General features: G+C 59.8%; 17 protein-coding genes and 1 pseudogene. 9 read left to right on the top strand and 9 right to left on the bottom strand.

Translation table 11 applies throughout. The annotated features are described in order from the left end of the window. Positions 1 to 50: 50 nt before the first annotated feature. Positions 51 to 1,217 (bottom strand): carotenoid dehydrogenase, encoded by a 1,167-nt coding sequence (locus LRP59_RS07660; protein ID WP_148378295.1) that lies wholly within the window; start codon positions 1,215 to 1,217, stop codon positions 51 to 53. On the opposite strand from LRP59_RS07660, the pseudogene LRP59_RS07655 reads away from it, so the two are divergent. Together LRP59_RS07655 and LRP59_RS07650 are read left to right on the top strand one after the other, a co-directional pair. Then, positions 1,203 to 1,996, top strand: a pseudogene (locus tag LRP59_RS07655) (alpha/beta fold hydrolase). The gene LRP59_RS07660 and the pseudogene LRP59_RS07655 overlap by 15 nt on opposite strands. Positions 1,997 to 2,115: 119 nt before the next feature. Further along, entirely contained in the window at positions 2,116 to 2,574 is a 459-nt protein-coding gene (locus LRP59_RS07650) for an Hsp20/alpha crystallin family protein (protein ID WP_002513945.1), read from the top strand. A 72-nt stretch (positions 2,575 to 2,646) separates the two neighbouring features. Here the strand turns inward: LRP59_RS07650 and LRP59_RS07645 are convergent, their stop codons facing one another. Beyond that, complete coding sequence (locus LRP59_RS07645) at positions 2,647 to 4,017, bottom strand: gluconate:H+ symporter (RefSeq protein ID WP_002513944.1); 1,371 nt, start codon at positions 4,015 to 4,017, stop codon at positions 2,647 to 2,649. A gap of 29 nt (positions 4,018 to 4,046) precedes the next feature. Then, positions 4,047 to 4,631 (bottom strand): gluconokinase, encoded by a 585-nt coding sequence (locus LRP59_RS07640; protein ID WP_002513943.1) that lies wholly within the window; start codon positions 4,629 to 4,631, stop codon positions 4,047 to 4,049. Between the two features lie 109 nt (positions 4,632 to 4,740). Here LRP59_RS07640 and LRP59_RS07635 point away from each other — a divergent pair, with 109 nt between their 5' ends. Further along, on the top strand, positions 4,741 to 5,448 hold the full coding sequence (locus LRP59_RS07635) for a FadR/GntR family transcriptional regulator (protein WP_002513942.1): 708 nt from the start codon (positions 4,741 to 4,743) through the stop codon (positions 5,446 to 5,448). 169 nt (positions 5,449 to 5,617) lie between these two features. Then, positions 5,618 to 6,346 carry a FadR/GntR family transcriptional regulator gene (locus tag LRP59_RS07630; protein ID WP_032501753.1) on the top strand — a complete coding sequence of 243 codons (729 nt, stop codon included), beginning with the start codon at positions 5,618 to 5,620 and terminating at the stop codon, positions 6,344 to 6,346. A gap of 56 nt (positions 6,347 to 6,402) precedes the next feature. On the opposite strand, the gene gcvP is transcribed toward LRP59_RS07630, so the two are convergent. The 3 genes from gcvP to gcvT are packed head-to-tail and all read right to left on the bottom strand — an operon-like array spanning position 6,403 to position 10,919. Continuing rightward, on the bottom strand, positions 6,403 to 9,393 hold the full coding sequence (gene gcvP, locus LRP59_RS07625; protein ID WP_014604506.1) for an aminomethyl-transferring glycine dehydrogenase: 2,991 nt from the start codon (positions 9,391 to 9,393) through the stop codon (positions 6,403 to 6,405). After that, positions 9,393 to 9,764 (bottom strand): glycine cleavage system protein GcvH, encoded by a 372-nt coding sequence (gcvH, locus tag LRP59_RS07620; RefSeq protein WP_002513939.1) that lies wholly within the window; start codon positions 9,762 to 9,764, stop codon positions 9,393 to 9,395. The genes gcvP and gcvH overlap by 1 nt, the downstream gene beginning before the upstream one ends. 39 nt (positions 9,765 to 9,803) lie before the next feature. Next, entirely contained in the window at positions 9,804 to 10,919 is a 1,116-nt protein-coding gene (gene gcvT, locus LRP59_RS07615) for a glycine cleavage system aminomethyltransferase GcvT (protein WP_002513938.1), read from the bottom strand. A gap of 126 nt (positions 10,920 to 11,045) precedes the next feature. On the opposite strand from gcvT, the gene LRP59_RS07610 reads away from it, so the two are divergent. Beyond that, positions 11,046 to 11,474 (top strand): DUF3040 domain-containing protein, encoded by a 429-nt coding sequence (locus LRP59_RS07610; RefSeq protein ID WP_002513937.1) that lies wholly within the window; start codon positions 11,046 to 11,048, stop codon positions 11,472 to 11,474. 26 nt (positions 11,475 to 11,500) lie between these two features. Here LRP59_RS07610 and LRP59_RS07605 read toward each other — a convergent pair whose 3' ends face one another. Genes LRP59_RS07605 through LRP59_RS07595 form a run of 3 tightly spaced genes read right to left on the bottom strand, consistent with a single transcriptional unit; the run spans position 11,501 to position 15,977 of the window. Next, positions 11,501 to 13,714 carry a DUF3488 and transglutaminase-like domain-containing protein gene (locus LRP59_RS07605; protein WP_002513936.1) on the bottom strand — a complete coding sequence of 738 codons (2,214 nt, stop codon included), beginning with the start codon at positions 13,712 to 13,714 and terminating at the stop codon, positions 11,501 to 11,503. Beyond that, a complete protein-coding gene (locus LRP59_RS07600) occupies positions 13,711 to 14,937 on the bottom strand; it encodes a DUF58 domain-containing protein (RefSeq protein WP_148378298.1) in 1,227 nt (408 codons plus the stop codon). The genes LRP59_RS07605 and LRP59_RS07600 overlap by 4 nt, the downstream gene beginning before the upstream one ends. Then, complete coding sequence (locus LRP59_RS07595; protein WP_002513934.1) at positions 14,934 to 15,977, bottom strand: MoxR family ATPase; 1,044 nt, start codon at positions 15,975 to 15,977, stop codon at positions 14,934 to 14,936. Before LRP59_RS07595 ends, LRP59_RS07600 begins: the two co-directional genes overlap by 4 nt. A gap of 275 nt (positions 15,978 to 16,252) precedes the next feature. On the opposite strand from LRP59_RS07595, the gene mraZ reads away from it, so the two are divergent. The 4 genes from mraZ to LRP59_RS07575 all read left to right on the top strand — a co-directional run bounded on the left by mraZ (position 16,253) and on the right by LRP59_RS07575 (position 20,220). Then, a complete protein-coding gene (gene mraZ / locus LRP59_RS07590) occupies positions 16,253 to 16,681 on the top strand; it encodes a division/cell wall cluster transcriptional repressor MraZ (protein WP_002513933.1) in 429 nt (142 codons plus the stop codon). A 142-nt stretch (positions 16,682 to 16,823) separates the two neighbouring features. Further along, positions 16,824 to 17,837, top strand: a complete 1,014-nt coding sequence (gene rsmH, locus LRP59_RS07585; protein WP_014604503.1) for a 16S rRNA (cytosine(1402)-N(4))-methyltransferase RsmH — start codon at positions 16,824 to 16,826, stop codon at positions 17,835 to 17,837. A gap of 107 nt (positions 17,838 to 17,944) precedes the next feature. Next, on the top strand, positions 17,945 to 18,298 hold the full coding sequence (locus LRP59_RS07580; protein ID WP_002521842.1) for a hypothetical protein: 354 nt from the start codon (positions 17,945 to 17,947) through the stop codon (positions 18,296 to 18,298). Positions 18,299 to 18,432: 134 nt separating this feature from the next. After that, positions 18,433 to 20,220: a penicillin-binding protein 2 gene (locus LRP59_RS07575; protein ID WP_002532197.1), complete on the top strand. Its 1,788-nt coding sequence runs from the start codon at positions 18,433 to 18,435 to the stop codon at positions 20,218 to 20,220. Positions 20,221 to 20,245: the final 25 nt, after the last annotated feature.

Genomic DNA, 20,245 nt, shown 5'->3' with positions numbered 1-20,245 from the left:
TCAAAGTCGTCCTTCACGAGATGTTTGCCTCCAGGCGCGGTGCCGTGGGGCTAACGGTCAAGTCTACGCGTCGAGACCCTGTCAGTGGAACTGTGACTTCTTCTGGGGCGCCCGGCTGCGCCAATGACCTTATTGCTTGGCCGGATATCTTCCCCGGTGAGTCTTTCGTGGGTCAGGTATGCAGCCAATGCCCCAGTGAGTAGCCGGGCCCAAGGTTCTGGGCCGCCATGTGATGCGGGGGAGGCCGCTAGTACCGGGATTGATCCTTCTTGGCGCCAGACCATGGGAGGACGGTTTCGCCAAGCCGACCACGCAGTACCCAGTTCTGGATTCGGGATGGGACGGGTGTAATCGTGACAGATCCGGTGGGTTCGTGCGCCATCCCACCAGGACCACGTTTCGACGAGCCCTTCGGCCTTCCAGTCCAGCTGGTGGGCCATGCCATGATTCGAGGGCATCTCGCTTGAGGTGCTGACAGTGATGGTGGGAGAACTCCATGGACGAGCCGGGCGATGCCACCGGGAGTGTCGGGGAGCTGGTGCCGTCGTGTCGATGATCGCGTTGGGGGAGTCATTCGGTGAAGGATCAACGATGACACCGCGTCGGGTCAGCCGCTTGTTCAGTAAGGTCAACAGGGGTTGCAGATCAGTTGGGCCATCAGGGCCGACGAGATTCCAGCAGCCAAAGATCCGGGTGATGGCGAGCCTCGTTTCGTCAGCTGACAGCTCGGCCAGCGGGGAGGGAAGGTCGACGTGGAGTGGCTCGGGGAGTGGCTCGGGTCGGGAGGTCACCGCATGCTCGACCCCGTACTGGCGCCGAGCTTGCCAGATAGTGTCGGCGTGATCGAGAACATTACGCCACTTATGAGCGATGCGGTGTCCGTACCTGTCACGGACCGTGTGGATCTGTGCACCTCTGTCCGTCGGTAGGGAGATATCCGCCACACTTGAGCTGATCTGAGTATCGGGCTCTGTAACGAGATTGAGCCCTATACTTATCAATTCAGCTTCCATTGCCCGGCCTGACTTGGCGAACAGGTCTCGCCACGCGGAGGGGATTTGGAGGGTAGAGCCGAGCTCAGGGGCAAGAGGACGCTCAGCGCTCTCGAGCCAACGCGGGGAGGAGGAGATGATGGTGACCTTATGTCTCACCTGGGCTAGCCGTAAGGCGGCGGCCAGAGCGACGAGTTCATCTCCGACGATATGGACCGTTCCCATCGTATCTGTGCCTCCTGCAACGATCCGATTGAACCAACGACTGACGGTATCGTGCCAGAGGTGAACACGGATCTTCCTGTTGTCGCCATCCATGGAATCACCAGCTCGCCAACGACCTGGGGCGGGCTCGTACTGGCGTTCAATATTGAAGGTGTCATCGTCCATCAGCTCTCTTTACTCGGACACGGCCCAATTGGCATCCGTCGGGGGGTAGGGACCGACTATCCCCTTGAGGCTTTTACGACTGATGTCATCGAGCAGATGGATGCTTTGAAGGTCGACAAGTGCGCCTTAGTAGGCCATTCCCTTGGGGCTCTGGTCTCGTCCATGGTTGCGCAACGTCAGCCGGATCGCGTCGACCGTGTCTTGCTAGAGGAGATGCCCGTACCGCGTCGAGTTCGTCAGGATCCACCTCCGATGCGGACATACGTCGACGCCATCTTCATGGACGTTGCGGCGTTTGCTGGACGCAAGAGGTTCGACCCAAAATGGTGTGGAAGGTCAGCCGTGAGCTACTGAAACCCCACCCCCAGTGGTGGGATGGATTGTCTCGGATGATCATGCCAGTCCTTGTCATCGGAGGTGGTAAGGCGTCGTACCTACGTCAGGACCGGCTGAGTGACGTGGCACATGCCCTTCCTGACGCTCGGACCGTGACCATTGACGGCGGACACCGCACCCACATCACCAAGGGTGATGAGTTCTGCGACATCGCCGTGCCATTCCTGACGAATGGGAAATACGCCAATCGTCGGCATAACGGGATCCAGGACATGTGAGCCTTGAGCGAACTGCGCTCAACTTGGTTATTGAGCCGGGGTGCTCATGGTTAAACTTGAGTCATAACGACTCAAACCGAGTCGAGGTAGGAATCTGCTGAAGCCGTAGGAGTGTTGACGTGACTCGTACTTTTGACCCCATCCGTGAAATGGACCGGCTGCTCTCCGACGTCACCAGGACGCCGGCGACTGTCGCCGTTCCCATGGATCTCTACCGTGAAGGGGATGACTACACCGTCGCCGTGGACCTTCCAGGAGTTGATCCAGCGTCCATTGATATCGATGTCGACGATCGCACATTGACGATTCGCGCCGAGCGTGCCGCCAAGGTGGCTAAGGAGGCGCAGTGGCTGTCCCGTGAGCGGGCTATGGGCACCTTCGCCCGTCAACTCACCCTCGGTCATGGCCTGGCTACCGATCGCATCACCGCCGAGTACACCGACGGCGTGCTGACCTTGACGATCCCCGTAGCTGAGACTGCTAAGCCTCGCAAGGTAGAGGTCCGACATGGCTCGACCACCATCGACGCCATGACCGACCAGGCTCAGGTCGGTTCAGGTGAGCACCAGGAACAGTGACGTTCTCAGATTGACGTGACGGCCGGTTCCTTCATCCGGGGACCGGCCGTCGCGCGTCAGGTATCGGTGAGGTCAGACGATGACGGAGACCAGCAGCACCAGGAGCACTCCGCAGACTGACAGCGCCGTCTCCATGAGCGACCAACTCTTAATGGTTTGTCCCACCGAGATACCGAAGTATTCCTTGATGAGCCAGAAACCGGCGTCATTGACGTGTGAGAAGAAAACCGAACCGCAGCCGATCGCTAGAACCAGCAATGCCGCATGGGCGGGCGGCAAGCTGGCTGCCACCGGTTCCAGGATGCCGGCCGCGGTGACGGTTGCCACCGTCGCTGAGCCGGTCGCCAACCGGATGACGACAGCGACGAGCCAGGCCATCAGTAGCGGGGAGATCGAGGACTGGGTAATGCCGTTGCCTAGTAGCTTGGCAATACCAGTGTCGACGAGGATCTGCTTAAACCCACCGCCGGCGGCGACGATGAGTAAGATGCCAGCGATTGGGGGCAGCGCTGCCCCCACACTGTTGTTCATAGCGTCCCGGTTGATGCCGGAAGCCTTGCCCAGGGTAAAGATCGCCAGCAGGGTTGTCAGCAGCAAAGCAAACATCGGCTCGCCAAGGAAATCCAAGATACTGCGGACGGCGGTGCCTTTGAGAGCGAAGATATCGGCGAGGGCCTTGCCCATCATGAGGACGACAGGTAGCAGGACGGTCATCAAGGTGACGGAGAACCTTGGGCGACCAGGGGCAATACCGCAACGGCCATTCTCGTCAGAATTAAGGAAGAGGTCAGGCGCATCAACGGGCACCCACCGAGCTGCGAGCCGCGAGAACAGCGGGCCAGCAGCAACAACCGTCGGTATGGCAATAAGGACACCGAACCCGAGGGTGATGCCGAGGTCTGCTTTGAGCAGCCCAATGGCGGCCAATGGGCCCGGATGAGGTGGAACAAGGGCATGCATCGTCGATAGGCCAGCCAGGGCCGGGATAGCTACTCTCATGAGGGGCAGCTTGGAACGGCGGGTTACCAGCAGGATGACCGGAACGAGCAGGACGAGACCGATCTCGAAGAACATGGGCAGTCCAATGACAGCGCCAATGAGGGCCATCGCCCATGGCAAGGTGGCGGGAGAAGCCTGAGAGACTAGGGTGTCGACGATTTCGTCGGCGCCACCGGAATCTGCTAACAACTTGCCGATAATCGCTCCTAGGGCGATGAGGACTCCGACAGAAGCGACCGTCGACCCGACTCCTTTGGAATAGGACGCCAATATCTCCGACAGGGGCAGCTTTGCGATAGCTCCGACAACTAAAGAACCGATCGTCAAGGAGAGGAAGGGGTGGAGTTTGAACTTGGTTATAAGGGCAACGATGGTGGCGAAGCCGATGAGGGTGGCCATAATCAGTTGGCCGGTACTGGCTGCGGTTTCGAGGATGACGGGCATTGACTCCTCCTTGAGTCCGGGGTGCGATGTCAGTTGACGTCGGCCAACCAGGTTGCTGCCATCGTGGTGAGTTCCTCACGAGTATCGTCGAAATTGAGAGTGATGCCGGCCTCGTCGGCGGCCAGTGGTTCGAGGGTGGCGTATTGGGAGTCAATGAGGCTGGTTGGCATGAAGTGGCCGGTGCGAGCCTCGACCCGTTTGGCAACGATCTTGCGGTCGCCAGCGAGATGGACGAAGACCAGATCTGGGCAGGTCTTTCGCAGCTGATCGCGGTAGATATGTTTGAGAGCGGAACATGCCACGACTGCTCCGTTATCAGCACGTTCGGCCATCCAAGCGGCGATATTAGTTAGCCAGGGGCGTCTGTCCTCATCGTTGAGAGGATAACCCGATGTCATCTTGTCGATATTGGCCTGGGGATGAAGGTCGTCGCCGTCCATGAAATCCACACCAAAACGCTCGGCAAGCATGGAATCAATGTCCGTCTTCCCAGCTCCGGCTACACCCATGATGACGATAAGTGGCATGCGGCGGTGTAAGTGGTTGACGCTCATGGTGGTCTCCCAGAAATCGTGGTCCTCGTTGACCTGACCCAGCGTATGTGTTGGGATCATATTTGTACAGGTATTTAGTAGTTGTACTCATATTTTGGGGTGCTGTCGTGGCAGAGCGCTTTTCCAGGGTGCCCGCGGCAACGAGCGAGACTGCGATCTCGCTAGGCTGATGGGCATGATGGATTCCTCCCTGGCCATCACGGTCTCAAACGTCTTAGGGGCACGAATTGTGAGTGGTGCCGTCACTCCTGGGACTGTCATGAAGCTTGAGGAACTTGACTCAGAATTTGGCGTCTCCCGGTCAGTGACAAGGGAAGCTGTCAAGCTCCTGGAAGCTCTCCATGTGGTGAGGGCTCGGCGTCGAATCGGCATTGTAGTCACTGAGGAATCGGCCTGGGACGTTAGCTCCCCGGCTGTCATTGAGTGGTTTTTGTCCGGGCCTAGACGGGACGAAGTGATCTCCTGGATTAGCGAGCTGCGGTCGGCTGTCGAACCGTTGGCCGTTGAACTGGCTGCTAAGCGAGCAACTCGTGAAGAGGTGACCACGATGGCTCTCGCAGTGACCGGGATGATTGCGGCCGCTGCTGACCGTGACCTTGACGAGTACCTGCGTTGGGACATTGATTTCCACACCGTCTTGCTCCAGGCCTCTCATAACCCGTTGGTGGCATCCCATGTCAAGATCGTTGCTGCTGTGTTAGAGGGGCGCACCCGTCTCATGCCCTTTGAGCCCAAACAGGAAGCCATCGGATTCCATCGCAGCATTGCTGATGCCGTAGCTGCTCATGACGCCAAAGCCGCTGCCGCAGCGATGAGTCAGATCGTCACTGAGGCACACGAGGCTATGAGTTCCTCAATGCATGCAGCATCAAAATAACGGGGAACGAGGTGAGTCGAGTTAATGCAGAAGAAATCATATTTTTGTGGCCTGGGGCAAGTTATTAGTGCTGCTAAGATGCTGTTGCACGGTCCCAAAGATGCACTTTAGTGATCGCTCCCTCAGGGTATCGAGCCTTGTCGGCTTGGCATGCGTTATCGTTCCTGTCATGCCTCAGGAATTCCTTGCTTCATCGGTGGCCAGTCGTCTAGGTGCTCGCATTGTCGACGGTGACTTGCAAGCCGGTGACGTACTGCGGTTGGGGGACATTGAGCAGGAATCGGCAGCGTCCCGTTCCGTTTGCCGTGAAGCAGTCAAGATCCTCGAATCCCTAAACCTGGTACGTTCCCGGCGTCATGTCGGCGTGACGGTCCTACCTTCCAACCAATGGGACGTGTTGTCACCCAAGGTGGTGCACTGGCACATGTCTGGCAACAAGCGTGAGCAGGCGATGAGCTGGACGAACGAATTGCGGATAGCCTTGGAACCCACGGCTGCTCGACTTGCAGCTGAGCGTGCCGACGGCGCAGATCTCAAGGGATTACAAGACGCTGTCTCCGGTATGACCGAGGCGATCCGAAATGATGACTCGACTAGTTTCGCCAAACACGACCACGCTTTTCACCGGAGCCTTTTGGCCGCTACTCGCAATCCGCTGTACATCGCCCATGCTCCGATGTTGCTTAGCTACTTTGCTGAACAACACGATGACCGCAACCTTACAAGTGAAGACGGGGCCGATCTCGTCCAGCACCGCGACATTCTTGACGCTATCACGATGAGTGATCCGGACGCGGCTGAGCAGTCCACCCGGGTCCTCGTCCTGGGGCTCGGACGAGTATTGCCTCAGCCCACGGTGGCGAGCGGTCCGGCCGGTGTAGCACACCAAACCGGGTAAATACATCAAGCTGGCCGGGTCCGATCTGGACCGGGCCCGGCCAGCTGTGCGTCAGATCAGTCTTCGAATGCCTCCGGAGGCGGGCAAGAGCACACCAGGTGGCGGTCACCGTAGGTGTTGTCGACACGACCCACCGGCGGCCAGTACTTAGCTTGGATGCGGGTGACGGTGTTGACGTCCAGGCCACGTTCTTGGTCACGCTGGATCCCCAAACGCATACCGGGGTAGCAGCCCAACTCGCGGGAGTAAGGGTGGTTCCACTCGTCGGCTACCAGACGAGCCGCTGGATGCGGAGCATTAATCAACGGGTTGTCGTTAGCCGGCCAGTGGCCCGACTGCACCATTCGGGCTTCTTCGACGATCGCTAGCATGGCGTCGCAGAAGCGGTCCAGCTCGGCGAGGTCTTCCGATTCGGTGGGCTCGACCATGAGGGTCCCAGCTACCGGGAAGCTCATCGTCGGGGCGTGGAATCCGTAGTCGATGAGGCGCTTGGCGACGTCGTCGACGGTGATCCCTGTCTCGGTAGTCAACGGACGTAGATCAAGAATGCATTCGTGAGCCACGTAGCCATTCTGTCCGGTGTAGAGGATCGGGATCTTGTCGTGGAGCCGGTGGGCGATGTAGTTGGCATTGAGAACCGCCATTTCAGTCGCGAATTGCAATCCTTTTAGGCCCATGAGCCGCAGATACGCCCAGGAAATAGGAAGTACGGACACCGACCCAAACGGCGCAGCAGATACGGCATGTCCGTCGTGGGTAACCGTCCCGCCGTCATTGAGTGGATGCTCGTTGCGCGGGTTGAGGGGATGGCCGGGCAGGAAGGGAGCTAGGTGAGCCTTGGCTGCAACCGGTCCAACACCAGGACCGCCGCCTCCATGCGGGATGGCGAAGGTCTTGTGCAGGTTGAGGTGGCTCACGTCACCGCCGATGCGGGCGAACTGTCCCCATCCGACGAGGGCATTAAAGTTTGCTCCGTCGATGTAGACCTGTCCGCCTGCCTCGTGGACCATGTCGCAGACCTGTCGCACGCCGTCTTCATAGACGCCGTGAGTTGACGGGTAGGTGATCATGATCGCGGCGATGCGCCCCTCGTTAGCAGCAATCTTGGCAGCCAGATCATCACGGTCGATAGTGCCGTCGTCATTTGACTTGACGACGACAACCCTGAGGCCTACCGAAGCGGCCGAGGCGGCATTAGTGCCATGCGCGGACGCCGGAACCAGGCACACATTACGCTCAGTATCACCGCGAGAGACGTGATAGCCACGGATGGCTGCCAGACCGGTGTACTCGCCCTGGGAACCTGCATTGGGCTGCAGGGAGACAGTGTCATAGCCGGTGAGCTCGGCCAACCAGATCTCGAGGTCACGGATGAGGCGCAGGCTACCGGCTTGGTCCTCGACCGGGGCGAAGGGGTGCATCTGCGAGAAAGCCGGCCAGGTCATAGCCTCCATCTCGGCAGCGGCATTGAGTTTCATCGTGCACGAACCGAGCGGGATCATGCCGCGGTCCAGGCCATAATCGCGGTCCGCCAAACGCTTGAGATAGCGCATCATGGTGGTTTCGGTGTGGTAGCTAGAAAAGACCGGATGCGTCATGAAGGAGGAAGTGCGGCGCAGATCCTCCGGCCACGCCTTGTCGACCGGGCCACGAATCTCGTCAGTGCTGCCACCCAGGAGCTGGGTGAGTTCCCGAAGCTCGTCGTCGGTGACGGTCTCGTCAACCGATATCTGGAGGATGTCCCCGTCAACGAGATCGAGGGTGTACCCACCTTCGCGGGCTCGGTTCCACAGCTCCTTCGCTCCGCCTTTCGTGCGTATGCGGATGGTGTCGAAAAACTGCTGATCGGCGACGTCAAGACCCGCTGCGCGCAAGGCGCTAGCAAGCTGATGGGCTCGATCGGTGACTTGTCTGGCGATACGTGTTAGTCCCGTCGGCCCGTGCCACACGGCATAGGCAGCGGCGACTACAGCGAGGAGCACCTGAGCGGTACAGATATTGCTCGTGGCCTTGTCACGGCGGATGTGCTGTTCACGGGTCTGCAAGGCCAGCCGGTAAGCGGGGTTCCCGTCGGCATCAGTTGATACACCGACGAGTCGTCCCGGGATCTGACGCTCCAGGCCAGAGCGAACCGACATGTAAGCCGCGTGCGGTCCGCCATTACCCATCGGGACGCCGAAGCGTTGCGACGAGCCGACGGCGACGTCAGCACCTAGCTCACCCGGCGGAGCCAGCAGAGTTAGCGAGAGCAGGTCACACTCGGCGATGGTGATACCGCCAACTTTGTGAACAGCGTCGAATACTTCAGAGGGGCTCCACAGTGCGCCAGTGCTGTCGGGATAGGGGGCGAGGACGCCGAAGCAGCCAGCCTCAACCTCGGGGCGCCACGACTGTGGGTCACGAAGGTCAGTCTCAACAACCTCAATTCCAGTTGCTTCAGCGTGGCCCAGGACGACGTCTCGCACCTGGTCAAAGAGGTGAGTATGCACCAAGAAGCGGTTGGACTTTACCTTGCGAGCGGCACGACGGGCTAGCAGCATCCCCTCGGAAGCGGCGGTTGCCTCATCGAGGAGGGAAGAGTTTGCCAGGGCGAGCCCAGTAAGGTCGGTGATGAGCTGCTGGTAGATCGTCAGCATCTCGAGTCGGCCCTGGGAGATTTCGGGCTGGTACGGGGTATAGGCGGTGTACCAGGAGGGATTCTCCAGGATGTTGCGGCGAATCACCGGCGGGGTAAGCGTGCCGTAGTAGCCACGCCCAATGAGGGCACGAGTAACACGGTTTCCTGAGGCGATCTCGACGAGTTCAGCGCGAGCGGTCGTTTCGTCGGCGGCAGGGGGAAAGCTCGGGGTGCGAACGGAGGAGCCCCCCTCATTGGAGTCGAGCACAGAGGCTGGGATGGCGTCGCGAATGATCTGCTCGGGACTCGTCACCCCGATGGTCTCGGCGATGTATCGCAGGTCATCTTCGACGGATCCAACGTGGCGGCTCGAGAAAGGGCGCGGCCCTTCGAGGCCGCACCGATTCTCAGCGTGGTCAGTCATGATCATCACTCGGCGGTGAGCTTGAGGTAGGCGTCACGGTCCATGAGGTCGTCACCCAGCTGACCACCGGAAACCTTGAACAACCATCCCTGTCCGAACGGATCGGAGTTGACAAGCTCGGGAGACTCGGTGATGGCCTTATTAACTTCCGAGACGGTGCCGGTCACGGGGCTAAAGAGGTCGGAGACCGATTTAGTCGATTCGACCTCGCCAATGGCGGATCCGGCAGAAACATCGCTGCCGACCTCGGGGACGTCGACAAAGACGACGTCCCCCAGGGCCTCTGCGGCGTAGTCGGTGATTCCTACGGTCACGGTGTCACCATCAACGGCGACCCACTCATGCTCGGCGGAGTACTTAAGTTCGGACAGTTCCATGTCTGCTCCTAGGTATTTGTGTGGGGATTGTGGTTGGGGTCAGGACCGCTTGTAGAACGGTAATTCGACGACGGTAGTGTTGAGGGCTTTGCCCCGCACATCAACGCTAAGCGAGGTGCCGATCTTGGCGACGTCAGGATCAACGAAAGCCATTGCGATGGGATGGCCCAGAGTGGGGGAGAGGATGCCGGAGGTGATGGCTCCGACCGTTTTGTCTTCGTTCACGACAGCATATCCGGCACGCCCTGCTCGGCGTCCTTCCCCGGCCACCCCGACTAGCACACGATCGGCAGTGGTATCGCGGTTCTCGAGGGCACAGCGACCGACAAAGTCGCCCTCCTTCTTGAAATTGACGACTCGCCCAAGCCCGGCTTGAGAGGGATGGATGTCGGTGCCCAACTCGTGTCCGTAGAGAGGCATCCCAGCTTCCAGGCGCAAAGTGTCACGGCAGGCGAGACCACACGGTGTGAGATCTTCGCCGCCAGCGTCCATGAGGAGCTGCCACAGATGCTCGGCGGCTTCGGCCGGAACGTATAGCTCGTAGCCGTCCTCTCCGGTGTAACCGGTGCGAGCGACGAGTACGGGGAAACCATCCAGTTCTCCGGTGAGGCAGCGGTAGTACTTGACGTCGCGGACCTCGTCGGAGTCGAGGGTGGTATTACCCTTCTGGAGGGCCGCCAGCACGATCTTCACGGCTGTGGGGCCTTGCACGGCGACGAGGGCGGTCTGGGCTGACTCGTCTGTGACGGTGACGTCGAACCGTGCGCAGCGCTTGGTGAATTCCGCGAGATCAGTTTCGGCATTGGCAGCATTGGCAACGACGAGGTAGTCACCGTCAGGCAGATGGTAGGTCACGAGGTCATCAACGACACCCCCCTCGTCTGTGAGTAGGAGGGAATACTTCGCGCGGCCTTCCGCCACAGCGGAGAGCTTACCGGCCAAGGCGTAATCGAGGGCAGCTCCAGAATCAGGGCCAGAGATCCTGATCTCTCCCATGTGGGATAGGTCGAAGATGCCGGCATTCTTGCGGACGGCGTGGTGTTCGGCCAGGTCGGAGGAGTACCGCACGGGCATGTTCCAGCCCGCGAAATCGGTGAAGGATGCTCCGAGGCTCTCGTGTACGGCCGCCAGTGGTGTACGTCGAAGCGTAGTCATGATTCGAAGTATGGCATGACGAGGGACCGTGTGCTTGCTCGTAGGGAGAACTGAAGAAGTAGACTGAGCGGCGTACGACGGAGTCCATTCCAGCGAACTCCGTGGCAGGTCAGGTAGGAGTTCGAGATGCCCTTGTCAGCAGAGGAGCAGCGGCGGCTCGCCGAGCTTGAGGAGGCGCTGTCCACTGACGACCCTGACTTTGCTCGATCTTTCTCTCGGCGGGCTTCCGCGACTTGTCCTCACCCCAGTCACAATGCTTTAGAGCAGCGACGTATGCAGCATCGTCGGGCTCGACGCCGTCAGATTCTCATCGGGTCTGTCATGGTGCTGCTGGGTTTAGCGGGCGTTGTCGGTGGGGTGGTCCTCGCCAGTGGAGTTCTTGCTGTTGTCGGTTTCGCCATTATGGTCCTCGCCGTCGGAGTACTGCTGTCGACCGGTGGAGGTGTAATGCCACGGAGCAGCGGAGTTAGGCCACGTGGTGGGCAACGCGAGCCCCATTGCGAATCTTTCACCGCTCGAATGGAAGAGCGTTGGCGTCGACGTCAGTCGAGGTAATACTCCGTCGTCAGTCGCGGTGGCTTTCACTTTTTGACAAGGGATGTCGGTAACCAGGTCGCCAGCCAGTGTGGCCTGGGGGTGGGGGTCCGTGTCAACCAGGCCTTGACTGCCCCGAGATCGTCGGTAAGGGAGTCGTCATGACCATCCTTGCTAGACCAGCGGTCCTTTTCCTCTGCCAGGGCCAGCTTCTTGACCGCAGCGGAAGTGTCCGGATCCATGTCGGTGACTAAGGCCGCGGCTTGACGACGAGGGGTACCGTCAGGCCAGGCCAAACCGTGATCGATCCACAGGTCGCGGATTTCCCGCCAAATGCCGGCTATCGAACCACGGGTGATCCTGCGGCGTGAGATGAGCATGCGAATGAGCATTGGCAGCGCGAGTACGACGAGAATGACGAGGACTGCACTGAGAGGTGCCCAATTGAAGCCTTTATGGCCGGCGGTACTACTAGGTGCGGGGCTGCTGGTGGGCGTCGAAGTATGTGCAGCTGCCGGGGATGGCTCAGGCGATGAGGTGGAGGTCTGTGTCGAAGGAGTCGGGGATGACGATGGGGTGGAGGAGGGGGAAGAAGTAGTGGTTTCCTTGTTGGTCCAGGCTGGAGCTGGCGCCACCGCTGCGGTCGGCTCGAACCTAACCCATCCGTAGTCCTGGAAGTACAACTCGGGCCAAGCGTGCATCTGGTTGGCGCGTACCTTCCAGGTGTCTCTTCCATGGTCGCCGGGAAGGAACCCCACGGATACGCGTGACGGAATACCTTCAAGTCGTGCCATGAGTGCCATTGACGCCGCGAAATGGATGCAATAACCGCGGTGGGTGTGCAGCAGGAAGTTTTCCAGTACCTGATAGCCGTCACCTTCGGGTGCGTTGATCTCGTAATGGAATCGAGCGCTGTCACGAAGCCAGTTTTGAATCGCGATGGCCTTGGCTACGGGGGTAGATTTCCCCTTGATAATTCGGTTAGTTAACTCCCCTATGTCGGATGGAACGTTGGCAGGGACTTCGGTGTACACCGAGTTATGTGGGGTGCCGGCTTTCGCGTTATCGAAGGTTACTGGATCGGGGTCGGGCTCCTGCGCCGAAATGCTGTACTGCATATCGGAGGTTGCATGGTCGTGATCAGCAGAAGTTGAGACAATCGTCAGATCCTGTGGGCTCCACGCCCAGGTCTGATCGACGTCCGCAGCAATTGGTCCATAAGGAGCGGGTAAATACTGTGAAGAAAACCCAGTGATATTGATATCGACCGTACGAGTTTGTGACGGGCCAGACAATCCCGGTACAGATCCAGGGGCGAAGTGTTCCAGATCAACTGGGATGAGGCCCCACCCTCGATCAGTCACCTTCGATAGGGAGGTCATGCGCAGGTATTCACCGTCAGGGCTATTAGTGGTGTAGTTGATGACTGACGCCGTTGATGTGTTATGGAGATTTCGACGCAGCTCGATGGTCGGATCACTCATCCGTACGGGGCTCGATAGGGCCGCTGCCGGGCGAGAGAAGTCAAGATGTCCCCAGACGGGTGCGATCGCGGCGACAACTGTAGCGATCGTGATGGCGATCAGACTGAATATGGCCGCGGCCAACCAAGTCAGAGGGCCACCTCCTCGAAGCGCATGATCGACGGTGAGGATGATGAGCCAGCCCGTCGCGACCAAGGCGAAACTCCACCATGGCGTGTCGTGTCTGACGATGAGAACAGCCGCAAGATGGATAACTAGCAGCGGAGCGAGAGACCACCCAGGGCTTTCGAGAGTAATGGTTAGCAGGTCTGCCAGAACAGTCAGAACCGCCACCACGGACGTTGTCAACCAGATAACCCCGATTGACGGGGGAAGATGTCCATCGGTCGTCTGAATCAGAGTGAGGGTGTCGCGATACAGATGAAGGGCATTAACCGGGAATGAGCCGGAGGAGCCAACCGCTGATGCACTGATGCCTCCCATCATCACGACGATGACGACGACGAGAATGGCTTGCACGCCTTGTACCTCGGCGTGGTCCCAGTGGTGGCGTCGGCACAGCAGGCCGACAACTTCGAGGACGACGATGATGGCAGTCGGACCGATCCAAAAAGACGGATCAGTAGTAAGCCCTATCAGCGAGAAGGTAGCCAAGATCATGGCCAGGGCTACCGCGAGGTGAATAGCCAGAAGGTCGGGGTACTCAGATGCCTTGGTCAGATCGAGATGTTCGGACAGCTGGGTGGCAGGCTGAGCGGCGCGACGTGGGTTTGTCATAAAGCTGCCGTCCTTGCGGTCTGCAGCAAGTTCTGCCATGCCGAATCGATGGAGGTGCGAGAATCGACGGGAACGACTGCCCACCCAGCATCATCCAACTCTGCGACGGCACGCTCGTGCTCCTCGGCCTGCTCAAGGGAGCTGCGGAACCGTCGAGCGGTGAAGGTATTGGAATCTAGGACAAGGGCAAGGCCAGCGACCCGGTCCCGTCTCAAGTCCACGAGAGGATCAATATCGGCCGTCTCCAACCGACCGAGGATGGCGATCGCCGGGCCGTCAATTCCCTGGCATGACTCGATAGCCTTGGTCAGGGTGGTGTCGGGACGCAGCGGTTCGTCGACGAGGGCGTCGAGAATGTCGCCCTTGAGCGTGCCGGATGAGTCACACACGTGAGTGACGTATCCGTCGGAGGTCAGACGCGTCGAGATGGATGCCACCGCGTTGACGGCCCATTCAAAGGATGCGTCGGGGCCAGTTCCAGCGTGACGCCGAGCCCGAGAATCCAACACGATGACAACGGATGGGTTCCAGGCCTGCTCCTCGCGTCGGACCATGAGGTCCCCGCGGTGAGCGGTGGAGCGCCAGTGAATGCGTCGCACCGAGTCTCCGGTGTGCCAATCGCGCACCATGGCGTCGTCGGGGCCACGTCGTCCGGCATGGATCGCTGAGGACCTTGTGTCGAATCCCTGACCCCCGAGTTCCCCGGAGGCGCCCAAATCGACGATCCTTGGCGTGACAATGACTTCGGCAACCTGGCCGAGATCGGTGTGATGGCAGGCCATGCCAAACGGGTCGATGGTGCGCATCATGACGGGGCCGATCACGAATCGACCACGTGTAGTAGGTATGACTGGGGTCTGGATGGTGGCCGTCGACCATCGTGGCTGGCCTAGCGGCGCGGGGATGGTATCGGTGAATCGGGCCGCTCTAAGTGGTAGCCCGCCATGACGCTCTACCGTGACGGTTTCACAGGTTTGGGAGCCTAACGCTATCCGCACCGGAGCGAGACTCCGCGCGGTCTGCACGCGTGGTCGAAACCATGCGACGACACTAATGGCCATCAGCGGCAGCAGGATAAGGAGAAACCCAATTCTCGCCAGGCCACGCTGGTCAATGCTGAGGCCGATGATCGTGAGCACGATCCCCACGATCCCGACCGTGCGTCCTCGTAGTGTGAGCAGTCCCTGACGGCGAGGGGCGCTGGACGTTGAGGCGGCGCTCATCGGTCTTGATGCGCCCGCTCAGGCAGGGGAACCTGACGCAGAATCGACTCAATGACTGACTCGGCTGCCCGGGCAGACTCATGGCTGGCGATTCCACTGCGTCCAGAAAAGACCAGTCGGTGAGCCAAGATCGGGGCAGCGAGAGCCTGGACGTCATCGGGGATGACGTAGTCGCGTCCACTCATGGCCGCGCGAGCTCGGCACGCACGGACCAAGTGGAGGGCTGCGCGAGGAGATGCTCCCAACCGAATGCTCTCGTGTGAACGGGTGGCGCCGATGATGTCGAGGACGTACTCGTGAATGTCAACGGCTACGTGCACTCCAAGTACGGTCGAAATGAGCCTTCGGATCGTCTGAGTGTCGGTAACTGGTCTGACCTCATCAAGAGGAGAGGTGGCGCCATGATGCTCGAGCATGGCAAGCTCTGCTGATCGCGTCGGGTAACCCATAGTGATACGAGCCATAAATCGGTCACGTTGGGCCTCTGGTAGGCGGTACGTGCCCTCCATCTCAATGGGGTTTTGAGTGGCCATCACCATGAACGGGGCTTCGAGGGGATGAGTCAGGCCATCTGCTGAGACTTGACGTTCTCCCATGGCCTCGAGCAGAGCTGACTGGGTCTTGGGAGAGGCGCGGTTGATTTCGTCACCCACCACGATGTTGGCGAAAATCCCGCCAGGTTTAAAGACGAATTCCCGCTTCTCTTGGTCATAGACGCTGACGCCGGTGATGTCTGACGGGAGTAGGTCAGGAGTGAACTGAATGCGGTGAACGGTGCAGTCAATGGCGCGCCCTAGTGCTCGAGCGAGTGTCGTCTTACCCACACCGGGGACGTCCTCCACCAGCAGATGCCCTTGGGCAAGAAGGACGACAAGCGCGGTATCGATGCGTTCACTCTTTCCCTCAATCGCCCCTGCGACGGCCGACCGGACCGCGTTAGTGATGGCCACCACACCATCAATTGATGCGGCCCGCGGATCGACGGTCTCAAGAGGCTGGGCGTGTGCCGGAATGACCGGCTGTGATTCTCGGTGGTTCAACGGGATCCTCCTGGCGTGCGCGGCAGTGACCGGAGCCCATGCTATCTGGCAGCGGTGACGCTATTTCCATCGCGATGGGAGCCGTGGAACAGGTTCGTGCGACCTGCTCAAGTTCATATCGACATTCTTCGTTGTCATGCGACGGCTGTATGACGCGATGCAAGTGGGGAGAAGCGGAGAAAAGGGTGTAAGGGAGGTGACGGGGTGGAGCGTTGTGGAGTATGGTGGAGGCAAGTGGAGGAAATTGCCTCGATCGTGGAGCAAGGAGGTGCCCGGTGTTTCTGGGTACGCATACTCCCAAGCTCGACGAGAAGGGCCGCTTCTTCCTACCGGCGAAGTTCCGCGACGAGTTGGACGATGGGTTGGTCATCACCAGAGGCCAGGACAGGTGTCTGGCGATCTACCCGACCGAAACTTTCGTGGAGATGACCCGGGAAATCGCCAAGGGATCGGTGAGCGTCAAGAAGGTTCGTGACTATCAGCGCATGCTGGCAGCCGGGGCTAGCGACACCGCTCCTGACAAGCAAGGGCGGGTCATGATTCCGCCGATGCTGAGGCGCTACGCCGCTCTTAATAAGGAGATCGTCGTGGTGGGAGCGATTACTCGAGTTGAGGTGTGGGACGCCACCGAGTGGGAGAAGTACTCCGAAGCTCAGGAGGAGGCCTTCGCCGATATGAACGAGGAGGTCTTCGCCGAACAGTGATCTCGCGGTCCGCGGGTCCGGGCCGACCGGGCCCCCTGACACAACTTCCCCTGTGCCAGGTGGTTCAGCCGGAACGGAACCTCGGATCACGGGTCATCGACACCGGTCGAAGACGTTGCTGGCAGATCATGCCGGGGAGGGGATGCTCATGGCGACCGATGCCATTGGTAGCGATGCTGTCCATGTCCCCGTCATGCGTGCCCGCATCCTCGACCTTCTTGCTGTCGTTCTCAAGAGTGGTCGACGTGTCCATGTTGATGGCACCCTCGGTATGGGAGGTCATGCTGAGGCTGTTCTGAGGCGATTCCCTGACGTTGAGTTGGTCGGTATCGATCGCGATCAGCAGGCCCTGACAATGGCCGAGGCGCGGCTTGAGCCTTTTGCAGACCGCGTTCATCTCGTCCACGCTGTTCATGACGAACTTCCTGAGGTGCTTGACGATCTCGGCCTGGACTATGTCGACTCCGTACTGCTTGACCTTGGGCTGTCCTCTTTCCAAATTGACGAGGTTGAGCGCGGGTTCTCGTACTCGGTTGATTCCCCACTAGACATGCGGATGGACCAGTCCAGTGGTCGTACTGCTGCCCAGATCCTCAATGAGTCTGATCCTGGTGACTTGGTGCGTATGCTTCGCGAGTACGGTGAGGAAAAGTTCGCTGACCGCATTGTTCGCGCCATCGTTACCGAACGTGACCGCCAACCCATCGAGACTTCCGGGCGGCTCGTTGAGATTATTACCGAGGCTATTCCTGCCACAGTGCGTCGCAAGCGCCACAGCCATCCCGCCAAGCGTACCTTCCAGGCCCTGCGGATTGCCGTTAACCGTGAGATGGAGACCTTGCCCGCGGTGCTCCCGCGAGCTCTCAATCGTCTTGATGTCGGCGGCCGGATCGCTGTGTTGTCCTATCACTCCCTGGAGGACCGCCCCGTCAAGGAGGCCTTCCGCGACGCATGTGCGGATACAGCCCCAACCGGATTGCCGATGGTCCCCGAGTCGATGGCAGCAAAGTTCAACCCTGTTACTCGGGGGGCGGAACGTCCCGACGCCGATGAGGTGGCCACCAATCCACGATCCGCCTCGGCACGGTTGCGGGTCATTGGGCGGGTTCGACCTGGGCCCGTCAACCGTCAGCATGCGACCAAGGAGAGCCGATGAGCGCTGAACCAGCACCGCGTCCACATCAGGCCAGGACTGCTGCTGCACGGCCTACCTCGTTGCGTCCAGTATTACGTGCACTGCCGCAACGGGTGCGTCAGCAGCGGATGGGGCGACTGGGCTTTGCCATTCTCATTGTTGTCATGTTAGCTGCTGGATTGGCCGGGCTGTTGGTGCTCAACACCACCATCCAGGCGCAGTCCATGCAGATTGCGCAGGAGACGCGCAATCTCAACGTCTTGCAACACCAGCAGGCTGTTCTGGCTGCTGAGGTCGATCACCTTCGTGGTCCGCAGAACCTCCAGGAACAGGCCACGAAGCTCGGCATGAGGCCGAATCCTTACGGCTCCTATATTGACCTGCGTACTGGCAAGGTCATCGGAACCCAGACCAAGGTCGACGGCAAGGAGGTACCAGGAGTCATCGGGGAGACGGCTAAGCCTGAGGTGGGCCAGCCGTGAGTTCCCGGCATCCCACGGGCCCGAACTCACGGCCCGGGTCCGCCAGGCGGCCCACGTCCAACCGTGGTCCTGGGCGAGCGCGACCTGGGTCTCGCGTGGAGGGTCGGGAGCCGCATAGTAGGCCCGTGCCCGAAATGGCTTCCCAACGGGGCCGTTTGACGATCGTTATGGCGGTATTCCTCGTGCTTGCGGTGAGCTTAGCTAGCCGTGCTTTGCAACTGCAGGCGATCGAGGCGCCTGCGTATGCGGCGTCGGCGGCGGCGAGGATGAAGTACACCTACGCTCTTCAGCCTAACCGAGGCGAGCTCACCGATCGCAATGGCATTGTGATGGCGCAAACCCAGCCTGCGGTATTGGTTTTTGTGGACCCTCGGATGATCTCCCGCAACGGCGTTGACGAGCGGGTGACGATGACTCGTGAACAACAGGAGAAGGCAGCCGCTGCGCCTAAGGCTGTCGCGAAGATCCTTGCTACGCGATTGGGCGGGCAGCCGGAGGATTACCGCAAGGCGGTAACGGCCACTGATGCTAAGGGAAAGCTGAGCCGCTACTCGGTCGTACGCCACCACGTTGACAGCTACACCTTCGACCTCATCAAGAAGGACATGAAGCAAGGTGGCTGGTACGGAGTGTTTAGTTCAAATGACCCGATCCGTACCTATCCGTCGGGGCAGGTTGCCTCCAACATCGTGGGCTTCGTGAATGCCGAGGGCAAAGGAGCTGGCGGTTTCGAATACTCCCATAACAAACAGCTTGCCGGTGTGCCGGGTAAAGAGTCGTATGAGGCTTCGACCTGGGGCCGTATTCCGCTGGGTTCTAACACTCTGGTGCCTGCGGTCGACGGCACAAGTTACACTCTGACCCTCGACGCTCAGCTACAGCTGATGGCTCAGCAAGCCATCGGTACAGCGATTAAGAATGCCAAGGCAAAGAGTGGCGAGATCGTCATGATGGACGTGACTAATGGTGAGGTCCTGGCAATGGCGTCAATGCCCACTTTTGACTCAAATAAGCCCGGAAAAGCCAAAGAGAGCCAGACCCGCAATCGGGCCATCCAGGATGCGTACGAGCCAGGATCGGTGCAAAAAGTCCTGACTATGGCTGCGCTGACCGATCAGGGGATCATTACTCCCGATAGCCACGTCGTCGTTCCGCGTGCTTTGTCGTCTGGTGGCGGCAAGATCACTGATGCTGAGCCTCACGGCACCGAGTACCTCACCGCCCGTGGGGTGCTAGTGCATTCGTCAAATATTGGGACGGCATTGTTTGCCCGAAAGTTGGACAAGGCGACCATGGTGTCCTATCTCAAGGCATTCGGGCTAGGGGCTCCTACTGGAATCGGTCTGCCCGGTGAGGCGAGTGGTCAGATACCGAAGCCCACTATGCCTGACTATACCCGGGACCAGGTTGCGTTCGGCCAGGGGCTGTCGGTGACGGCTCTTCAGGAGGCCGCTGCCGTTGCCGGAATCGTCAATGGCGGGGTCTACCACTCGCCGACGATTATCAAGTCTGCCGTTGACGGCCACGGGGAGCCTTCCGAGATTCCTAAGACGACTACCCGCAGAGTGATCTCGCAACGAGCCTCTGAGGAGGTTCGCGACATGATGGAGAACGTGGTATCTACCGCCAAGGGCCGACCTATTCCGGACTACCGGATGGGTGCCAAGACGGGTACTGCCCAGCGGATTGACCCTGAGTGTCACTGCTACCACGGGTACATCTCGTCGTTTATTGCCGTCGCTCCTATCGAGAAGCCGCGTATTCTCACGTACGTTGTCATCAATCAGCCCACCAACGGGCATACTGGCACGGCGGTGGCACAGCCAGCGGCGCGGCAACTCATGTCCGTTGCCCTGCCGCGATACGGTGTGCAACCGTCCACCGACAAAGCGCGCAAGGAACCCTTGGAGTACCAGCCGTGAGCCCTGAATCTACTGTCCCCCCCAC

Origin of the sequence: Cutibacterium sp. 37298, assembly GCF_023838685.1 — a bacterium.
GTDB classification, from domain to species: Bacteria; Actinomycetota; Actinomycetes; order Propionibacteriales; family Propionibacteriaceae; genus Cutibacterium; species Cutibacterium acnes.
The sequence above is the reverse complement of the archived record's forward strand: the minus strand, read 5'-3'. Positions and strand labels throughout refer to the sequence as shown.